17 protein-coding genes are annotated in these 17439 nt (G+C 55.4%); 1 reads left to right on the top strand and 16 read right to left on the bottom strand.

Going from position 1 to position 17439, the window contains the following annotated elements; genetic code table 11:
- Positions 1 to 3 precede the first annotated feature (3 nt).
- The 13 genes from rplU to KXG62_RS16120 all read right to left on the bottom strand — a co-directional run bounded on the left by rplU (position 4) and on the right by KXG62_RS16120 (position 11127).
- Positions 4 to 315 carry a 50S ribosomal protein L21 gene (rplU, locus tag KXG62_RS16180; protein ID WP_218093028.1) on the bottom strand — a complete coding sequence of 104 codons (312 nt, stop codon included), beginning with the start codon at positions 313 to 315 and terminating at the stop codon, positions 4 to 6.
- Positions 316 to 608: 293 nt separating this feature from the next.
- Positions 609 to 1844, bottom strand: a complete 1236-nt coding sequence (locus KXG62_RS16175; protein ID WP_218093027.1) for an Rne/Rng family ribonuclease — start codon at positions 1842 to 1844, stop codon at positions 609 to 611.
- Between the two features lie 56 nt (positions 1845 to 1900).
- Positions 1901 to 2809, bottom strand: coding sequence for a M50 family metallopeptidase (locus tag KXG62_RS16170; RefSeq protein WP_218093026.1), 909 nt, complete (start codon positions 2807 to 2809; stop codon positions 1901 to 1903).
- A complete protein-coding gene (locus tag KXG62_RS16165) occupies positions 2802 to 3695 on the bottom strand; it encodes a M23 family metallopeptidase (RefSeq protein WP_218093025.1) in 894 nt (297 codons plus the stop codon). The genes KXG62_RS16170 and KXG62_RS16165 overlap by 8 nt, the downstream gene beginning before the upstream one ends.
- Positions 3696 to 3917: 222 nt before the next feature.
- Positions 3918 to 5069, bottom strand: coding sequence for an FtsW/RodA/SpoVE family cell cycle protein (locus tag KXG62_RS16160; RefSeq protein ID WP_218093024.1), 1152 nt, complete (start codon positions 5067 to 5069; stop codon positions 3918 to 3920).
- Between the two features lie 6 nt (positions 5070 to 5075).
- Positions 5076 to 5876: a septum site-determining protein MinD gene (gene minD / locus KXG62_RS16155; RefSeq protein WP_218093023.1), complete on the bottom strand. Its 801-nt coding sequence runs from the start codon at positions 5874 to 5876 to the stop codon at positions 5076 to 5078.
- A gap of 20 nt (positions 5877 to 5896) precedes the next feature.
- Positions 5897 to 6565, bottom strand: coding sequence for a septum site-determining protein MinC (locus KXG62_RS16150; RefSeq protein ID WP_218093022.1), 669 nt, complete (start codon positions 6563 to 6565; stop codon positions 5897 to 5899).
- Positions 6566 to 6638: 73 nt separating this feature from the next.
- Complete coding sequence (mreD, locus tag KXG62_RS16145) at positions 6639 to 7166, bottom strand: rod shape-determining protein MreD (RefSeq protein WP_218093021.1); 528 nt, start codon at positions 7164 to 7166, stop codon at positions 6639 to 6641.
- Positions 7163 to 8050, bottom strand: coding sequence for a rod shape-determining protein MreC (mreC, locus tag KXG62_RS16140; RefSeq protein WP_246627479.1), 888 nt, complete (start codon positions 8048 to 8050; stop codon positions 7163 to 7165). Before mreC ends, mreD begins: the two co-directional genes overlap by 4 nt.
- Before the next feature lie 34 nt (positions 8051 to 8084).
- Entirely contained in the window at positions 8085 to 9119 is a 1035-nt protein-coding gene (locus tag KXG62_RS16135) for a rod shape-determining protein (protein ID WP_218093020.1), read from the bottom strand.
- A 345-nt stretch (positions 9120 to 9464) separates the two neighbouring features.
- Positions 9465 to 10154 (bottom strand): RadC family protein, encoded by a 690-nt coding sequence (radC, locus tag KXG62_RS16130; RefSeq protein WP_218093019.1) that lies wholly within the window; start codon positions 10152 to 10154, stop codon positions 9465 to 9467.
- Positions 10155 to 10209: 55 nt separating this feature from the next.
- On the bottom strand, positions 10210 to 10821 hold the full coding sequence (locus KXG62_RS16125) for a Maf family protein (protein ID WP_218093018.1): 612 nt from the start codon (positions 10819 to 10821) through the stop codon (positions 10210 to 10212).
- Between the two features lie 63 nt (positions 10822 to 10884).
- Positions 10885 to 11127 (bottom strand): DUF4321 domain-containing protein, encoded by a 243-nt coding sequence (locus KXG62_RS16120; RefSeq protein ID WP_218093017.1) that lies wholly within the window; start codon positions 11125 to 11127, stop codon positions 10885 to 10887.
- 177 nt (positions 11128 to 11304) lie between these two features.
- On the opposite strand from KXG62_RS16120, the gene KXG62_RS16115 reads away from it, so the two are divergent.
- Positions 11305 to 12672, top strand: a complete 1368-nt coding sequence (locus tag KXG62_RS16115) for an N-acetylmuramoyl-L-alanine amidase (protein WP_218093016.1) — start codon at positions 11305 to 11307, stop codon at positions 12670 to 12672.
- Positions 12673 to 12947: 275 nt separating this feature from the next.
- On the opposite strand, the gene KXG62_RS16110 is transcribed toward KXG62_RS16115, so the two are convergent.
- From KXG62_RS16110 to KXG62_RS16100, 3 genes are all read right to left on the bottom strand, one after another.
- Positions 12948 to 14417, bottom strand: a complete 1470-nt coding sequence (locus tag KXG62_RS16110) for a hypothetical protein (RefSeq protein WP_218093015.1) — start codon at positions 14415 to 14417, stop codon at positions 12948 to 12950.
- Between the two features lie 261 nt (positions 14418 to 14678).
- Positions 14679 to 16052, bottom strand: a complete 1374-nt coding sequence (gene murC, locus KXG62_RS16105) for a UDP-N-acetylmuramate--L-alanine ligase (protein WP_218093014.1) — start codon at positions 16050 to 16052, stop codon at positions 14679 to 14681.
- A gap of 7 nt (positions 16053 to 16059) precedes the next feature.
- The gene (locus KXG62_RS16100; protein ID WP_218093013.1) at positions 16060 to 17436 is read right to left on the bottom strand and encodes a bifunctional folylpolyglutamate synthase/dihydrofolate synthase; all 1377 of its coding nucleotides are present in this window, start codon (positions 17434 to 17436) and stop codon (positions 16060 to 16062) included.
- Positions 17437 to 17439 lie beyond the last annotated feature (3 nt).

Raw genomic sequence — 17439 nt, 5'->3', positions numbered from 1 at the left:
GGATTAGCCTTGGATCTTCTCGATCACAACTTTGGTGTAAGGCTGACGATGACCTTGCTTGCGACGATAGTTTTTCTTCGCTTTGTATTTGAAAACGATGATTTTCTCGCCTTTGCCGTGCTTTTCCACTTTACCGGACACGGAAGCGCCGGAAACGGTCGGAGCGCCTACCACGAGACCGCCTTCTTTGGAAACGGCCAACACGCGGTCAAACGTTACGGACTCACCTTCGCCAGCAGTCAGTTTCTCGATGTAAACGACATCGCCTTCCTGAACTTTGTATTGCTTTCCACCTGTTTCAATAATTGCGTACATTGCTGCACCTCCTCATATCTCAGACTCGCCTAAAGCCAGGTGGCTTGACCGAAAGGACAAGCACTTCAGATTGACAACGCACATAGGTTTCCTTAGGTAGCAGTTGCAACGTTGTTGACAACTGACATTTGGTTCCCTTATGTATCCATTGCAACGTTACCCGCTTCGTGCGGTTACAGCATGTGCTTAGCAACACGCGCTAAAACAGTTTACCACAGGTAGCCTATGAAAATCAACTCATTTATTGACCATTCATCCACTCGAACCGCAGCATATGGATGCTCGTCGCCGCGTTAGCGGATCACGAGCCCGCTGCCGCCGCATGTCGCACACGGCTCCGGCACCGTCGACTCAATGCTGTCCCTTACTTTTTTGCGGGTCAGCTCGACCAGCCCAAGCTTCGTCCAGCCGACGACGACCGTTTTGGTCCGGTCTTTTCGCGACTCGCGCACAAGCTCATCCAATACTTGCTGACGCCTGTCCTCGGATTCCATATCGATGAAATCGATAATGATCAGCCCGCCGATATCCCGAAGCCGGAGAAGCCTTGCGATTTCCCGTGCCGCTTCCAAATTCGTATCGAATACGGTTTGCTCGAGGTCGACCGATCCCGTATATTTGCCTGTATTCACATCGAACACCGTGAGCGCCTCCGTCCGGTCCACGATCAGGTACGAGCCGTTATCGAGCCATACTTTCCGTTTGAGCCCGATCTCGAGCTGCCGGATGACGTCATACGTTTGCATCAAGTCCGCTCCGGTTTCCAGCTTAAGCCGGCCGGTCCTCGGCTGGGCGCCGGGAACGGCGATATACGATTGGATCTCGCTAAGCACTTCACTGGAATCAACGATCAGCTCCTGCACGTCGTCACGGAACAAGTCCCGAACAAGCCTCGGCAGCATTTGCAAGTCGGAATGAATTTTGCGGGGAACGTCCCCCGCCGCTTCTGCGGCCAGCTCCAACTGCCGCCATCTCGCCCGCAGTTCCTCCAGATCGGCCGCCAGCGCTTCTTCCGTCTCGCCCAGCGCCGCGGTTCGGACGATAAACCCTTCCTGCTGCCGCAAGTGTCGTTCCGCAGACCGCTTCAGCCGTTCACGGTCCGCCGCGCTTTCGATTTTGCGGGAAACGCCGACGTAATCGGCATAAGGCATATACACACCGAAACGGCCGGGGATGGAATAGTGGGTCGTAAGCCGGGCTCCCTTGGTTCCGACAGGCTCCTTAACGACCTGAACCATCAGCTCCTGGCCGACTTTTACCAGATCATGAATCGGCGGTTTCGTCTTCGGCTGCTTGTCGAGATGCGCCGGGAGCAAATCGTCAATGTACAAAAATCCATTTTTCTCCAAGCCAACGTCTACGAAGGCGGACTGCATACCTTGCAGCACCCGCACCACCCGGCCGATATAAATATTGCCGGCCAATTGCCCTTGATCGCGCCAGCCTTTGTAGTATTCAACGAGCTTTCCGTTCTCCTGAACGGCAACCTCCGTATGCGCTTCATCGCTCTTTACAACAATACGCTTCATGATAGCAACACCTCGGGCTATATTGTACCACATTCCGGCGGCGAAAATCTCCGCGATTAACCGGCGAACAGATCGGATAACGGAAGGCTCCGCTTCGTCTCGTTGAAATACAGCTGCAGCAGCGCCCGTTCGGGTACGACATGCCTGATGCTGCCGCGGTCGTCAAGCACATACACCAAATGGTAGCGGTCGCGCATAAACAGCCTGACAATATCCGCCACTTGTCTGCGGCCGCCCACCACAATCGGCCGGGCCAGCGTCCCTTCGGTCCACGACCGTTTCAAGCCGGCTTCCCGGTTGAGCAAAAAGCGCATGAAATGGTAGGGCAGCCCGCGGAACTCATACCAGTTGGAGAATAGCAGGAATATACCGATCATGAGCCAGTTCAACTGAATGCCGCCTTTGGCCGTCATGACGTGAAGCGCGCTCATGACGATAAACGCGGCGCTCAAAATCAAGCTGGTAAGGGCGGCGAGATGGATCGTTCTCTGGTATGGAAGCCACAAGGAGAGAAGCGCGCGCATCACCTTGCCGCCGTCCAGCGGCAGCACCGGCATCAGGTTGAACAGAGCGATCAGCAGATTGGCTTGGATGAAGTAGTGACCCCATTCCGCGGGCAGGATACCGGTCGCCGTCAACACCCACCCAACCAGCATCATCCAGACGTTCTGCAGCGGTCCGGCCAAGGCTACGGCAATATCCTCCCATACGGAGACGCCGCCCATTTCCTCCACAACCGCCACCCCGCCGAAGGGCAGAAGCTGCACCTCGGTGACCCGCCAGCCGAAGGCTTTGGCGGCGGCCACATGCCCCAGCTCATGAATGAGGACAATGCCGAACAGCGTAACGATTTCGATAAAATAGCCGGTCAGCACGGATAACAGAAGCACGATGGAGAACAGCGGATGGATTCGGTACCGGACGCCAAACCAGACGTTCCAAGCGGTTGTACGCCGTTTAATCAAAGGAAATCACGTCCGTCGGGTTGACGGGCTTGCCGTCTTTCGCCATCGCGAAAAATAAGGTGCCGGATGCTTGTCCCTGCGGTTTGGCTACCGTTCCGAGCGTCTCCCCTCCTTTAATCCAATCGTTCAGCTGCACCTTTCCTTGATCCAAGTGCCCGTACACCGTTTCGATCCCATCCGTATGCCGTACAACGACGGTGAATCCGGTATCCTCTTTATTCCCCGCGAAAGAAACCAGTCCCGTATCAACCGCAGAAACCGGCGCGCCCGGTTTCGCTTCGATCAAGACGCCGTTCTGGCCTGGCGTGAACGCAGCGATTAGCTTGCCCTGCACCGGTATGAAATAATGCTTCGTGAGCGCGCTCACTTTCGTGGCGTCCTGATGCTTGCCCGGATTGATGGCCGGCAGGAACGACGGCGCTCCTCCGAACTTTCGTTCATACCAGCCTGCCAGCTTGACCACGTCAATCGATTCGGTCAGCGACGCGGTTACCCACTTCCTCCCTTTATCGGCCAGCGGGTCTTCCCACTGGTACATGAGCCATACCGCCGCGAATAAAAAACCGCTGATCAAAATGCGCGCCCCCATACGCCCTCTCCAGGAGCCCCGCTCGGGAGGCGGTCCCTCATCATCTCTGCCGTAAACCGTAAAATCGCGCTGCCATTTGCGGTTCCACTCCACTTCGGGATCCGTGCGAAGATAATTGGGCGCTTCTTCCTTTTCCATCGCATCCCGTTTCTCAGGATAACGTTCCCGCCCCACAGCTTCCCTGGGGAGCATCGTATGTGAGCCGTGTGTTCCGGCATTAATGGTTCCCGCTGTGCCTTCTTTCAGTCGGCGTATTTTTTCCATGCGCCTGTCGCGAACGTTTTTCTTCGTTTCCATCCCATATCCTCCTTGCCCGCGGGCTTGTATACTCCATCCTATGAGCTCGTACCGGCAAATATACGGGATGTCCGGGACAAGGAGGCAACAAAACCGCGATCCGCCGCCAAACGCAAAAAACACCCCTCATTCGCTATTAGCGAACAAGAGGTGCACAGCTCTATCTTACGGTAACGGCAAAGCAGTGCCGCTCCCGGTCGTGCGCTGCGGCACAGCGCGGCATCATTCTTCATCGAGCAGCTTGTCGTCATGCAGCCGAACGCTCATAACGAGCCCCATCGCAATCATGTTGATCATGAGCGACGTGCCCCCGTAGCTAATAAACGGCAGCGTAATCCCGGTAAGCGGCATGATCCCAATCATCATTCCGATATTTTGGAAAATTTGGAACACAAGCATCGAAACGACCCCGATAATAATAAACGAGCCGGCATAATTGTTGCAATAAATCGAGATGAGGATCATCCGGTAAATGAGCACGAAATAGAGCAGCAGCAGGCAGGAAGCGCCGACAAAACCGAATTCCTCGCCCACTACGACGAAGATCGCGTCAGTGTAGGCTACCGGTATAAAATGGCTGTGGATCGACGTTCCCTTTAAATAGCCTTCGCCCCTGAGCATACCGGAGCCGATGGCGCGGATCGAGTTCACGACCTGGTACTTCTGGTCGTTCGTCGCCGTATCGGGATTGATGAACGTATTGACGCGCGCAATCCAGTGCGTCGGCAAATCTTTGGAATCCAAATATTTTTCCAGCGGCACATGATACAGCTGAAAAAAATAAAGGAACGCGTAAACGGTCCCCGCGATCAGCAGCACCCCGCCGACGACATAGACGGCGCGAATGTTGCCGATCCAGTACATACCGATCAGGATCACGCCCAGTATGATCGCATTGCCCAAGTCCGGCTGAATGATAACGAGCACGATCGGAATGATCGCGAACAGCGCAATCGGCACGACATCGCGGAAAAACTGCAATGACTCGCCCTTGCGGCGCGCCATGTAGGCGGCGATCGTAATGATCAGCAATATTTTCACCAGCTCGACCGGCTGAAAATTGAGTCCGAACGGCAGCTCGAACCAGCCTCTCGCGCCATTAATTTTGGCCCCGAATAAATACACGCCGACCAGCAGCAATATGCCGACGCCGTATAAATAGTATGCGAGCTTCACGAGAAACCGGTAATCAAGGGCCGCGGTAATAATAAATACAAAAAAGGAAATTGAATAGATGACGGCCAATTTTTTCGGGTCAAACTTGAGCAGGTTCGAATCCAAGGTAGCGCTGTACAACAAAACCGTGCTAATCGCAAGCAGTGCAATCAGGATCGCAACGATCAGCACGTCCACTTTTTTAAATTTGTGCAGCACGACGCGTCAGCCGCCCATTCCGAGAAACTTTTTCATTTTGATCAGCATGCCGGTCTTCTCTTCCATTTGCATGAGCGGCACGGAATCGCCCAGCATGCGGCGGGCGATGTTGCGGTAGGCAATGGCCGCCCGGGAATTCGGATTCATGACGGTCGGCTCGCCGGAATTGGCCGCTTTAATGACCTGCTCGTCGTCGGGCACGATGCCGAGCAAATCGATCGCCAGCACGGAGCAAATCTCGTCGATGTCCAGCATCTCGCCTTTTTTCACCATGCTGGGGCGAATCCGGTTAATGACAAGCTTCGGCGAATCGATCTGCGGCTCCTTCTCCAGCAGGCCGATAATCCGGTCGGCATCGCGCACGGCCGCATTCTCCGGGGTAGTGACGACGATCGCTTTATCCGCTCCGGCGACGGCGTTCTTGAACCCCTGCTCGATGCCCGCCGGACAGTCGATAATGACGAACTCAAAATCGCGCTTCAGCTCAAGCACGATTTGCCGAACCGCATCCGGCTGAATCGCATGCTTGTCCTTCGTCTGCGCCGCTGGGAGCATGTACAGCTCATCAAAGCGCTTGTCTTTGACAAGCGCCTGCGCAAGACGGCAGCGGCCTTCGGCCACATCGATCAAATCGTAGATGATGCGGTTTTCGAGCCCCATGACGACATCGAGATTGCGCAGACCGATATCCGTGTCGACCATGACGACCTTCTTCCCTTGAAGCGCCAGTGCCGTTCCGATGTTGGCGGACGTCGTCGTTTTGCCGACGCCTCCTTTTCCCGATGTAATGACGATTGCCTCTCCCAATAGGTTTCACTCCTTCTCCTTCAAGAGATCAGGTTCCAATCGAACTTGTGCAAATGATGCACTTTATCGATTTCCATCACGCCGTCCTTCACGTAAGCGAATTCCATATAAGCTTCATACGCTTCGCTCGTTCCCCACTCGTCGGGAGGACGGCTGATGATACCTGCAATTCTTAGCTGCGTGGGCCGCAAATGCGAGGCGGCGATAATCGCCCGGTCGTCTCCGTCGATCCCGGCATGCGCCATCCCCCTGAGCGAGCCCATAATATATATGCTTCCCGTACTCACGATCGAGCCGCCGGGGTTAACGTCGCCTAAAAACAAAATATTGCTGTCATGCGTTGAGGTTTGCCCGGAACGGACGATGCCGCGGACAATCGCAACGTTCGATAAGGCATGCTCCGGCTTCTTGCGCTCCGGATCCTGCGTCTCGACGGATTGGACGAGCAGATTGCCCTTCTGGCTAATAATCGAGCGAACTTCGTCCTTCTCCTCATCCGTTACGGCTCTGCTGCCGAGCTTCACATGAACGTGAATGATCGGGCCGGTCAATATTTGCTGATGAGTTTTTTCCAGCTTATGCTTGAGTTCCGCCAGCACTTCCGCAAATTCGCAAGTGTCGTCGAGGAGAAACACAAGGCCGTCTTTAACCCCTTTAATCGTGACAAGATGCTTGGCTGTTGCCGTCATAAACGCTTCTACCTCCTAAGCGTAAACAATTCGGCTTGAGACGGCCTATCTCCTGCATGCAAGCGTGAAAAAGTTATTCGTCCTTCTCCATCTGAGGCTGCGGCAAGCTCTCGAACATTTTTCGAAGCGGCACGTAGATCGCCAGCGCAAAGAGCAAATTGACGAGCATGCCGGGCAGCATTTGATGGAAAAAAAACCATTCTATATCCGAATGCGTGACTTGAAAAAGCCGGTACAATCCGAAAATGATCAGTTCGTAAAATAAATTGCCGAGCGCAATGACCAGCATGCTGATCACGATGCTCGTATAGACCCGTCCGTACATCAACCCCGCCAAGTAACCGGTGAGCCCCATTGCAAAGGAAACCGGCCCAAGCATCGGCGAATAATGAATGAAATCGTAAAGCATGCCGAAGATTAATCCGAACATAAGCGCCGTATGACGGTTCATGTACAGCCCGATGAACAGTACGATGACGAGGATGAAATGCGGATCAACGATAATTTTGGTTTGCCAGGCTACGGGGATGAGCCATGGCACGATCGTGCTTTCAAGCAAAAACAAAGCGATAAGAATGAGCCAAATTTTTATGTGATTCATCCATTATCACCTGCTCCTAGCTCCGGTACTTGGACGACGAATACTTCGCGAAGGTGATTAAAGGAAGCGAACGGCTGAACCGTAGCAATATAAGTGATGCCGAAATCGCCCTGCCTTTTCTCAACAACCTTACCTACCTCAATCCCTTTAGGGAACACAAGCCCCTTGCCGGAAGTAATGATCGTGTCGCCGGGCTGGATCGGGTCCTTCGCTTCGATCTTGGTCATGACGAGCTGCTGCGTCTCCTGATTGAACGATTCGATGAAGCCGTACGATTCGCTCTCATGGCCTTTGACGGTGACCGCGATCGCTTTGGATTCCATCGCCAGCTTGTCGGCCGAATCGACGACGGTCTGTAACCCGGTAAGCAGCTGCACGTCAGCATAGAAGGACGAGACGCGCACAACGCGGCCAACCAGCCCATCCACGGACATAACGGCCATATTGGCGCGTATCCCGTCTTTCTCGCCCAAGTTAATGGTAATCATTTTATTTTGCTGATTGAACTCCGTCACTTCGGCGATCCGGAACGTATAATTGTTCATTTGCTTTTGGCGATCCGTAAAGCCCAGCGCATCCTGCAAACGTTTGTTCTGCTGTTCCAGATCGTTCAGCCTTGCCGTATCCCGCGCATAGCGGGTCAGCGTCTGCCGGAGCACCTTGTTCTCTTCATGCATCGTACGCATCTTTCTGATATCTTCAATCAAGCCCACGACAAAACCCGCGGGCTTATAGAGCAAACCTTGCGTGAAAGAAACCGTATCCTTCAAAAACTTTTCCGGCCACGTCATGGAGAACCGCCCGAAGGTGAGCCCCATGAGCGCAATGAACAAAATGAGGCCGAACATTAATATAAGCAGCCTTTTGTTACCGAGTAATTTCAATGCTTACACCTTCCAAACTGAGAAGCTAAACGAGTCAGCGTCTGGATCTGCTTGTCGGACCGGATTTGGTTTTGAACAGGTGGATGTTTTCGAGCGCGCGGCCCGTGCCGATCGCTACGCAATCGAGCGGATTTTCGGCGACGAGCACCGGCATGCCCGTTTCTCTCGCGAGCAGCTTATCCAAATTGCGCAGGAGGCCGCCGCCGCCGGTCAGCACAATGCCGCGATCCATAATGTCGGCCGCCAGCTCCGGAGGGCATTTCTCCAGCGTCACTTTCACCGCTTCGACGATGCTGTTGACCGTATCGTATAGCGCATCCGTAATTTCGTCGGAAGTAACAGCCATCGTCTTCGGCAGTCCGGACACGAGATCGCGGCCGCGAATTTCGAGCCGGGCCGGCGGGTCCATCGGCAGTGCGGAGCCGATCTCCATCTTGATCTGCTCGGCGGTCCGTTCGCCGATCATCAGGTTGTAGGTGCGCTTGATGTACTGGATGATCGCTTCATCCATCTCATCGCCTGCCACGCGGATCGAACGGCTCGTCACGATGCCGCCCAGCGAAATGACCGCGACTTCCGTCGTGCCCCCGCCGATGTCGACAACCATGCTGCCCGTCGGCTCCCATACCGGCAAATCGGCGCCGATCGCCGCCGCGAACGGCTCTTCGATCGTATACGCATCGCGGGCGCCTGCCTGACGTGTGGCATCCTCGACCGCGCGCTTCTCCACGGCCGTAATACCGGAAGGCACGCACACCATGACGCTCGGGTGGCGCTGGAACAGCAGCCGCTGCTTCTGCGCCTGACGGATGAAATACTTGATCATCGTCGACGTCGTTTCAAAATCGGCGATGACGCCGTCCTTCATCGGACGGATGGCGCGAATGTTGCCCGGCGTGCGTCCGATCATTTTTTTGGCGTCGTTGCCGACGGCTTCAATCGACTTCGTATCCGTGCGAATCGCGACGACCGACGGCTCGCGTACGACAATGCCCTTTCCTTTGACGTAAACGAGCGTGTTGGCTGTGCCCAAGTCGATTCCCAAATCTTTTGTAAATCCTCCGAACATGATGGGTGCTCCCTTCCCTATTTAAGGCGTGCGTTACACACGCGAATGGTTGATCATAACATTCGTAATTGGCGCATGATGCGCTGATTGTTCCGCATCCGGGCCGCATGGCGCTGCCGGACCGGAGTCTCAAGAAACAAGAAATTTTCAGACGCTTATTTGCGGATGATTGCATGAAAGTCCGTGTCCAAATAAGGGCCTGAAAATCCGTTATTTCCTTGATCCCACCGTCTCATCCAGATTATTCCGGACAACCGGGCATTCTTTTAAAGCGCGAAAGCGCCCAAGCCCGCGGTGGCATCGTGGAGAAAAGCAGCCTTCAATCGGCAGCTATTTCTCATTATATTACATCAGTCCAAGTTCCTTCAAACTGACGAATTTTTGATCTCCGATAACCACATGATCCAGCACCTCGATGCCGATAATGTCTCCCGCCTGGACAAGCCGTTTGGTCATTTGTATGTCTTCCGGGCTCGGCGTCGGGTCTCCGCTCGGATGGTTGTGCGCGCATACGATTGATGCGCTGCTCCGTTTGATGGCCGCGCGGAATATTTCTCTGGGGTGTACGATCGAAGCGTTCAGGCTGCCCATCGACAGCGTTTCCTGACCGACTACATGGTTTTTCGTATTAAGGAACAAACAGACGAAATGTTCCTTCTGCAGGTACCTGAGGTCCTCGGTCAGCAGCGCCGCCACGTCCTGCGGCGACCGGATCGTTACCGTGTCGCTGAGCGCGCTGCGCGCCATTCGGCGGCCAAGCTCAATACCCGCTTGAATTTGCAGCGCCTTGGCTTCTCCGATCCCCTTGATCTCCGTAAGCTGTTCCAAGCTCATATCCGCCAATCCTCGCAGACTGCCCGATGAAGCAAGAAGCCGCTGAGCCAACAAAACGGCCGATTCCTGATATGTACCTGTCCGCAGCAAAATAGCTAGCAATTCTGCGTTGCTTAGTGCTCCCGCCCCATACTGTATCATGCGTTCTCTAGGTCGTTCTTCGTTTGGGACATCGCGCAATGTGTAATTGGGCGATTCCATGCATTCCCCTCTTTCTGGTCACGTATCCAAAATATCATTATAGCATGACGTTTCATCAAAAGACAGCGACGTCAAAACGCGCAAGCAGATCGCTCAAGAGCGACATCGGAAGCCCGACGACGCTGAAATAATCGCCTACGATTTCTTCGACGATCGTTGCGCCGAGCCCTTGGATGCCGTATGACCCGGCTTTGTCCATCGGCTCGCCTGTGGCGATGTAGCGCCTGATTTTCTCATCATCAAGCGGTTTCATTCTAACGTTCGTTCTCCGATGTGAAACGTGCCGCTCGCCGGTCTGCATATCGATGACCGCGACGCCGCTGAACACCTCATGCTCCCGTCCTTGCAGCGCGCGCAGCATACGCAGCGCATCCTCGCCGTCCTTTGGTTTGCCCAGCACTTCGCCGTCCAGTACGACGATCGTATCGGAGCCTACCACGACACCGCCGTTCCCATAACGCGCTTCTGCCTTACAACGTTCGTAAACCGCCTGCGCTTTGCGACCGGAAAGTTGTTCCACAATGTCCGCCGGGGACAGTCCCGGCTCGGTCGATTCGTCTACACTACTGACGATGATTTCATAAGGCAGGTTCAATGATCGGATCAGCTCCTGCCGTCTCGGCGACGAAGAAGCGAGTATGATTGGTTTTTCGCTAGCAATCGACATAAATCGATCCCTCGTTTCGAATATTGTTCATCAGGGCTCGTCTGCTTTTCCAAAGCTAAAAAGCTACAGCTTACGGTAAATCCAGAATCCTGCCGCCAGCCCGAGCAAGCTGATCAAGTTCAGCCGGATATATAAATTCAAGTCATAGCGGATCACAAGCAAATCCGCTTTCGGCTGCCACGTGAGCTCCACCGCTCTGGTCAAAAACGATAAGCCCGGCACCGGCGAGAGCAGCTGCCCTACGAGCGTTCCCGCAACCAGGCCGATCAGCAGCATAAGGATAAGGACGAATGTATTCTTTCTCAAAATGTAGCATACCTCTTTCGTTCGAAATGCAACCAAAAAATATGTAGAAATGCCAATCGTTATTATATCATATTTGCTTTGGCGCCATAGTCCATTTGTTCCGTTAGTTGGAGAAACTTGCTTGCTTACAGCGAAGAGCACAGCTTGTACAATGAACATGCGAGAGGAGTGAACCGGATGCGGAAGCGTTGGATGCAGACCGCGCTCATGGCGTTAAGTTTACTGATCATGCCTGGACCGGCGTCTGCCGCGAAAATTGTCGTCGACGCCGGCCACGGCGGCTCCGATCCCGGAGCGATCGGCGTGAACGGACTGCAGGAAAAGCAAGTAAATCTCGATATCGCCAGACGCTTGCGCGATCTGCTGGTCAAGGAAGGCTACGAAGTATCGATGTCGCGGGACAGCGACATCTACTTGTCGCTGCAGCAGCGGGTTGATTTTATGAACGCTCAAAAGGCGGATTTGTTCGTCTCGATTCATGCCAATTCCTACAGCAGTCCGTCGGCCCGGGGCGCGATGGTGCTGTATTACGACGATAATTACCCGCAAGCGAGCTACCCGGCCAGCGAAGAAATGAAAGCTTTGACGCCGCAAAGCAGGGAGCTTGCACAGAAAGTTCTTGACAATCTGGTCGATGCCGCCGGCCTCGAAAACCTCGGGCTTGTTCCGAGCGCCGTTTATGTGGTGCGGAACGGCACGATTCCGAGCATCCTCGTGGAAACGGCATTTTTGTCGAGCCCGTCCGACGCGGCGCTGCTCGGGGACGGCACGGTGCGCCAAAGCATGGCGCGCGGCATTGCCGACGGCATCGAAACGTACTTGCCGCCGAACGTCATGTTCCCGGATACGCTCGGCCATTGGGCCCGCGAATCGATCCTTCGCCTGCAGGCGAAGAAGATCGTCGACGGCATCGGCAACCGGTACGAGCCGAACCGGTTGCTGACGCGGGCGGAATGGATGACGCTGCTCGACCGCGTATTCGATCTGTCCGCGGCGAAATCGGTCGCGGCTGCTTGCCCGGCCGGCGACAACGCAGCTGGCAAAGACGCCGCCGCGCGTGCGGTCACTGCCGCGGTATACGGCGGCAGCGGCGCTGAAGGCGGAGACGGATGCCAACCCGCCGCCGGTGGCGGAGCGAGCGGCTCGGCCGCGGGCGATGCCGCGGCCCGTGGGGCCGGCGCGTTCAAGGACATGAACGCGAAGCATTGGGCTTTCACCGCCCTCGACAAAGCGGTGAAAGTCGGCGTGCTGGAGGGCTACCCCGACGGCACGCTGCGGCCCGACCGCCCGGTCACCCGGGCGGAGGTGGCCGCGATGTTCCAGCGGCTGGCCGGGACGCCGTCGTTATCGGAGGCGAAGCAGCCGTTTAACGACGTAGCGCCCGGTTATTGGGCGCTCGGCGCAATCGCTGCCTTGAAGCAGGCGGGATGGGTCGACGGCGTGACGAGCGGGCAGTTCGCTCCCGAACGGTCGATGACACGGGCCGAAGCGGCGGCGCTGCTTGACCGGTATGTATCCGCGAAAGCATCCGCAACGAAACAATAGGCTCCCGTATAAAATAAAACAAATCTCAGAGGTTTGACCAGCGCCGACGCCATTGCGACACCGGAATGCGGCTCTCTTGATTCGTTTGCATCAGAGAATGCTGCGAAACAATGGTTGTGGTCAAAATTCAAAGCATAAGGACCTCGTCCGCCACTAATCGTGGCGGACGAGGTCCTTTCTTTTGACTAAGCTTCAAGTGGCGGGACGCCGGCTCGGCATCGGAATGCCGTCTCCCGCTCCAACGCCACTGAGGTCCTGAACCGGGTGGCAGCATGTTACTGCACCGCTACCGCCTTCAGCAGCTCTTTCTCGGCGACAATATACTGCATGAGTGAGCTTTGGGCCTGCCACATGTAGGCGGCGGAAGGATTTTTCTTGTATTCGTCGAGCGAAACGACAGCCTGATTCAAGGAGCTGTTCATTTTCGGCAAAACGGATTTCCCCGCATCGCCTAAACCGTCGCTGACCGCGGAAGCGGAAGCCGACCAGCTCTGGTGCGTCGTCTTGATTGTCTGCAGCGCTTTTTCGTCGATCGCTCCCGGTTTGGCGCTGCCCAGGCTCGTCACGGACATCGACGCAATGAGCGATACGAGTTTATCGCCTTGACTCATATAATTTTGCAGCACATCCGTCTGCTTGCCATTCCACTTCACTTTCGTCACGGCGGGAATATCATACGCCTTCAACAGCACCTCGATTTTCTTTTGCTGGAACTGGGCGCTTAAGCCGAGCGCTTCGTCACGGTTGGTCGCCATGCCGACATAGACCGGATACTTGTCTCCGGTATCGTAAACACCCGCCATTCCTTTCTTTTTGAAGTTGGCCGATTCCGTCTCCGCGCCTTGCGCCGAGCTGAAGACGCCCCCTTGCAAAAACGTGTACGATTTGGAGGGCAAATTCACGGCGACGCCTCCCATCGCCGCTCCCGCGTTCGAAATGGCGCCCGATACCGCTGCGGCATCCGCCGAAGCCTGGGTTCCTGCGCCGGCGGCCGGTTGATTACCGGCATCCCCTTGCTTGACCGCGCCCTGGACTTGGCGGACGGCGGCATCGGCGCTGCCCGGCTTGATTTTACCCGCTTCGTCCTCGCCCGAGAACATGGACAGCACCAGAAATCCGAAGGCGATCCCGGTCACAACCGCTCCGGTGACCGAAGTCGTTATTTTGAGCCATGAACCGCCATCCGAGCTTTGTTTGATGTACGAGGATTCCTGCGGCGGCGCATACCACCGGTGATCCCTCAGTCCATCCGGTCCCACGGCGTCTTCCCCCAATCGTGCGTCCTGACTGCCTCTGCGATCCGGATATGGCTGCCGTTCGGGCGAATCAAGACGATCGGGATGCTCCTGCTGCCTTCCCCCGCTCCGGTGGCTGGTATAGCCCGGCTGTTCCTCCCGTTCGATATAACCGCTCTCCGGATCAACCGCGCTGCCGCCGGTGGAACGAATGATGTGCTCCACGCGCTGCGTTTCCGTATCGAATGAGGTTTGCCAGCCTCCGTAATCCGTCGTGCAGCTGTTTAAGGTTTGTGCATCGATCAGCACCGGCTCAACCGGCTTCACGAACGCAGAGCGGCTGTCGCCCAGCGTGAATGTATCTCGGTTTTGCTCCGCATGCTCCAGGCTTTCGCCGACGACCTGATATTCCGCGGTGTCGAGCGGAATCACCTGCGGCTCCGGTTTGCTCTCCCGCTTGCCGTACGGCCGGCCGCTATCAAAACGAAACGTCATTTTGGCTTTGTTCATTGCTCCAACTCTCCCTTGTCCCTTTTTCGTATTACTAGACTATGAGACTAGCAATTGAAATAGAACAAGATCGGGAAGTTTGAAGGGTGCGGATGTCCGTCAACGCCAAAAAGCCCCCGGGAGCGCGGGAACGCACAGGCGGGCATCGACAATCACTTCGATGCTAATCTTACCTGATGTGCGTTCTGCGCCTCAGAGGCTTTGTTCATGTGCATTGCACGGAGCAGGGCCGACTCACGCCCGCTTGCCCGTCCGAACCGTCTATGCGTTTTCCAGCGCTCTAGCCAAGCCTTCCGCCGCTTTCCATATGTCGCCGGCACCCATCGTCAGCACCAGATCGCCAGGTCGAACGGTATCCAGCAAATAGCTTTGCACCTGTTCTTTTGCAGGGATGTACTGCACGTTCGAATTGCTGTTTTGCCGAATGAGCTCCACCAGCTTCGCGGAATTGATGCCTTCGATCTGTTTCTCCCCGACAGGCGAATAGATGTCGGTAATGATCACTTCGTCCGCATCCGGAAATGCGCGGCTGAACTGCTCGAACAGGAAATACGTCCGCGTGTAACGCTGCGGCTGGAATACGGCAACGATCCGCTTGCCGGTTGCCTTCGCCGCCTGAATCGTCGCTTCGATTTCCGTAGGGTGATGCGCGTAATCGTCGATCACAAGAATATCGTTCACTTCCCCGAGCACTTGAAACCGCCGTTTGGCGCCCCGGAACTCGGTGATCGCGCCCGCGATCTGCTCGAACGTCAGTCCCGCTTCCATACATGTAATCAGCGTGGCCAGCGCATTGTATACGTTATGCCGGCCCGGTACGGACAACCTGATGCTGCCCAGCACGGTGCCGCCTCGCACCACTTCAAACGATACTTTGCGGTCGCCAAGCTCGATGCTGCGCGCCATGAAATCGGATTCGTTATCAATCCCGTACGTGATCACTTCGCTCTTGATGTTCGGAATCATGTCCCGCAGATGAGCGTCGTCATTGCATACGACCGCCTTGCCGTCCTCTTTCACCTGGCTTAAAAATTGCCCGTACGCTTTTTTCAAATTTTCAAAGCTGCTGTCGTAATATTCCAGATGGTCCGCTTCGATATTGTTGACAAGCGCGATGGCAGGCTGGTATTGCAGGAACGAACCGTCGCTCTCATCCGCCTCGGCCACGACCCATTCGCCTTTTCCCGCTTTGGCGTTGCTGCCCACATTCATAATTTCGCCGCCGATCAGATAGGTCGGATCAAGCCCGCAACGTTCCTGAACAAGCGCAATCATGGAAGAGGTCGTCGTTTTACCGTGCGCCCCGGCCACCGCGATCCCCTTCTTGGCATTCATTAATCGGGCCAGCATTTGAGACCGATGCAAAATCGGAATGTTCAGCTCTTCCGCCGCTACCATTTCTACGTTATCTTTCGACAACGCGGTAGAATAGACGACGACGTCCGCCCCTTTCACGTTTTTCGCTTCATGTCCGATATAAACCTGCGCGCCTTTGGCGGCCAGCTTCTCCGTCAGTTCCTGCTGCGCCAGATCGGACCCCGAAACCTGGTACCCCATTTCCAGCATGACCTTGGCGATCGCGCTCATGCCGTACCCGCCGATGCCGATAAAATGGATGTGCTCCGATGTATTCACGCTCGTTTCACCAGCCTTTTTCAGAATCGGATTGATGATTGATCCGGGAACGAACATCCCCTATCAAATATAACGTGCCGGTGACCACTGCCAAGTCTTCCTGTTCCGTCATGCCCTTGAGCAGCTCCAATGCCGCTTTCCAGTCCGGCTCCACGATGACGTTTACATCTTCGCGGCCCATTTCCTCCAGCAGCTTGCCGGCCAGCTCGGCGAGCTCTGCGGCGGACGCTTTTTTCAGCCAATCCGGTTCGGTAAGGATCAGTGTATCCACTACCTGCAGTATATGCCTGAAATACTCCGTATGATTCTTATTCGCGAGCATTCCCATCATCAAATGAAGCCTTTTATACGAATACGTATCTTTGAGCGCAGCCGTGAGCACTTGCGCCCCTTCCGGATTGTGCGCTCCGTCGATAAGAAGCCGCGGCTGCTGCTGGATCATTTCCATTCGTCCCGGCCATTGGGCCGCTTTCATCGCCCGAAGCAAATCCTCGTCTTCCACGATAAAAGCGTAATACTGACGCAGCACTTCGATGGTCATCAGCGCCACCGCAGCGTTTTTCGGCTGATGCGGTCCGTTCATCGAGATGGTCATTTCGGGCATAGGCCGAAATACGCCTTCGAAATCGAAAACTTGTTCGTTTTCTTTGGAGGACTTCATCGTATAGCGGAACTCGCGCCCCATCAAATACAGCGTGCTGTTTTTCGCTTTGGCCGTCTGCTCGATCACCTCGATGACTCCCGGCTGCTCCGCCGCACTGACGACCGGCACGCCCGCTTTAATGATCGCCGCTTTTTCCGCAGCGACCTTTTCCAGCGTATCGCCGAGTATATCCATATGGTCGTGGCCGATATTCGTAATAACCGAGACGAGCGGCGTCACGACGTTGGTCGAATCCAGCCGGCCTCCCATGCCCGTCTCCCATACGACAAAGTCGGGATAAGCGGTTCGCGCAAAATATTCGATGGCAACGACCGTGGAAATTTCGAACATCGACGGCTGGCCGTGCTCCGCAGCCACTTCGTCGACGATCGGCTTCACCTTGTTAATGATTCGCAGCAAGTCGTCGTCGGAGATGTTTTCCCCGTTCAGACGAATACGCTCGTTGTACTTTTCGATATAAGGGGACGTGAACGTCCCCACATCATAGCCGCACTGCCGAATGACTTCGGTCAAATAGGCGCACACGGAGCCTTTACCGTTCGTGCCGGCGATATGAATGAATTTCAACCGCCGGTGCGGATTGCCGAGCCGCTCCATCAGCTGCTCCATCCGCTCCAGACCCGGCTTGATGCCGACGAGCGGGATGAACCGGACAACCCAGTCCACCGCCTCCCGCGCGGTTTTGAACGGTTCAGCGATCGTCTGCTGTTCTTCGCTCATGTG

This window comes from Paenibacillus solanacearum, from assembly GCF_910593845.1.
Taxonomy (GTDB): domain Bacteria; phylum Bacillota; class Bacilli; order Paenibacillales; family NBRC-103111; genus Paenibacillus_G; species Paenibacillus_G solanacearum.
This window is presented reverse-complemented; position numbering and strand designations above follow the sequence as displayed.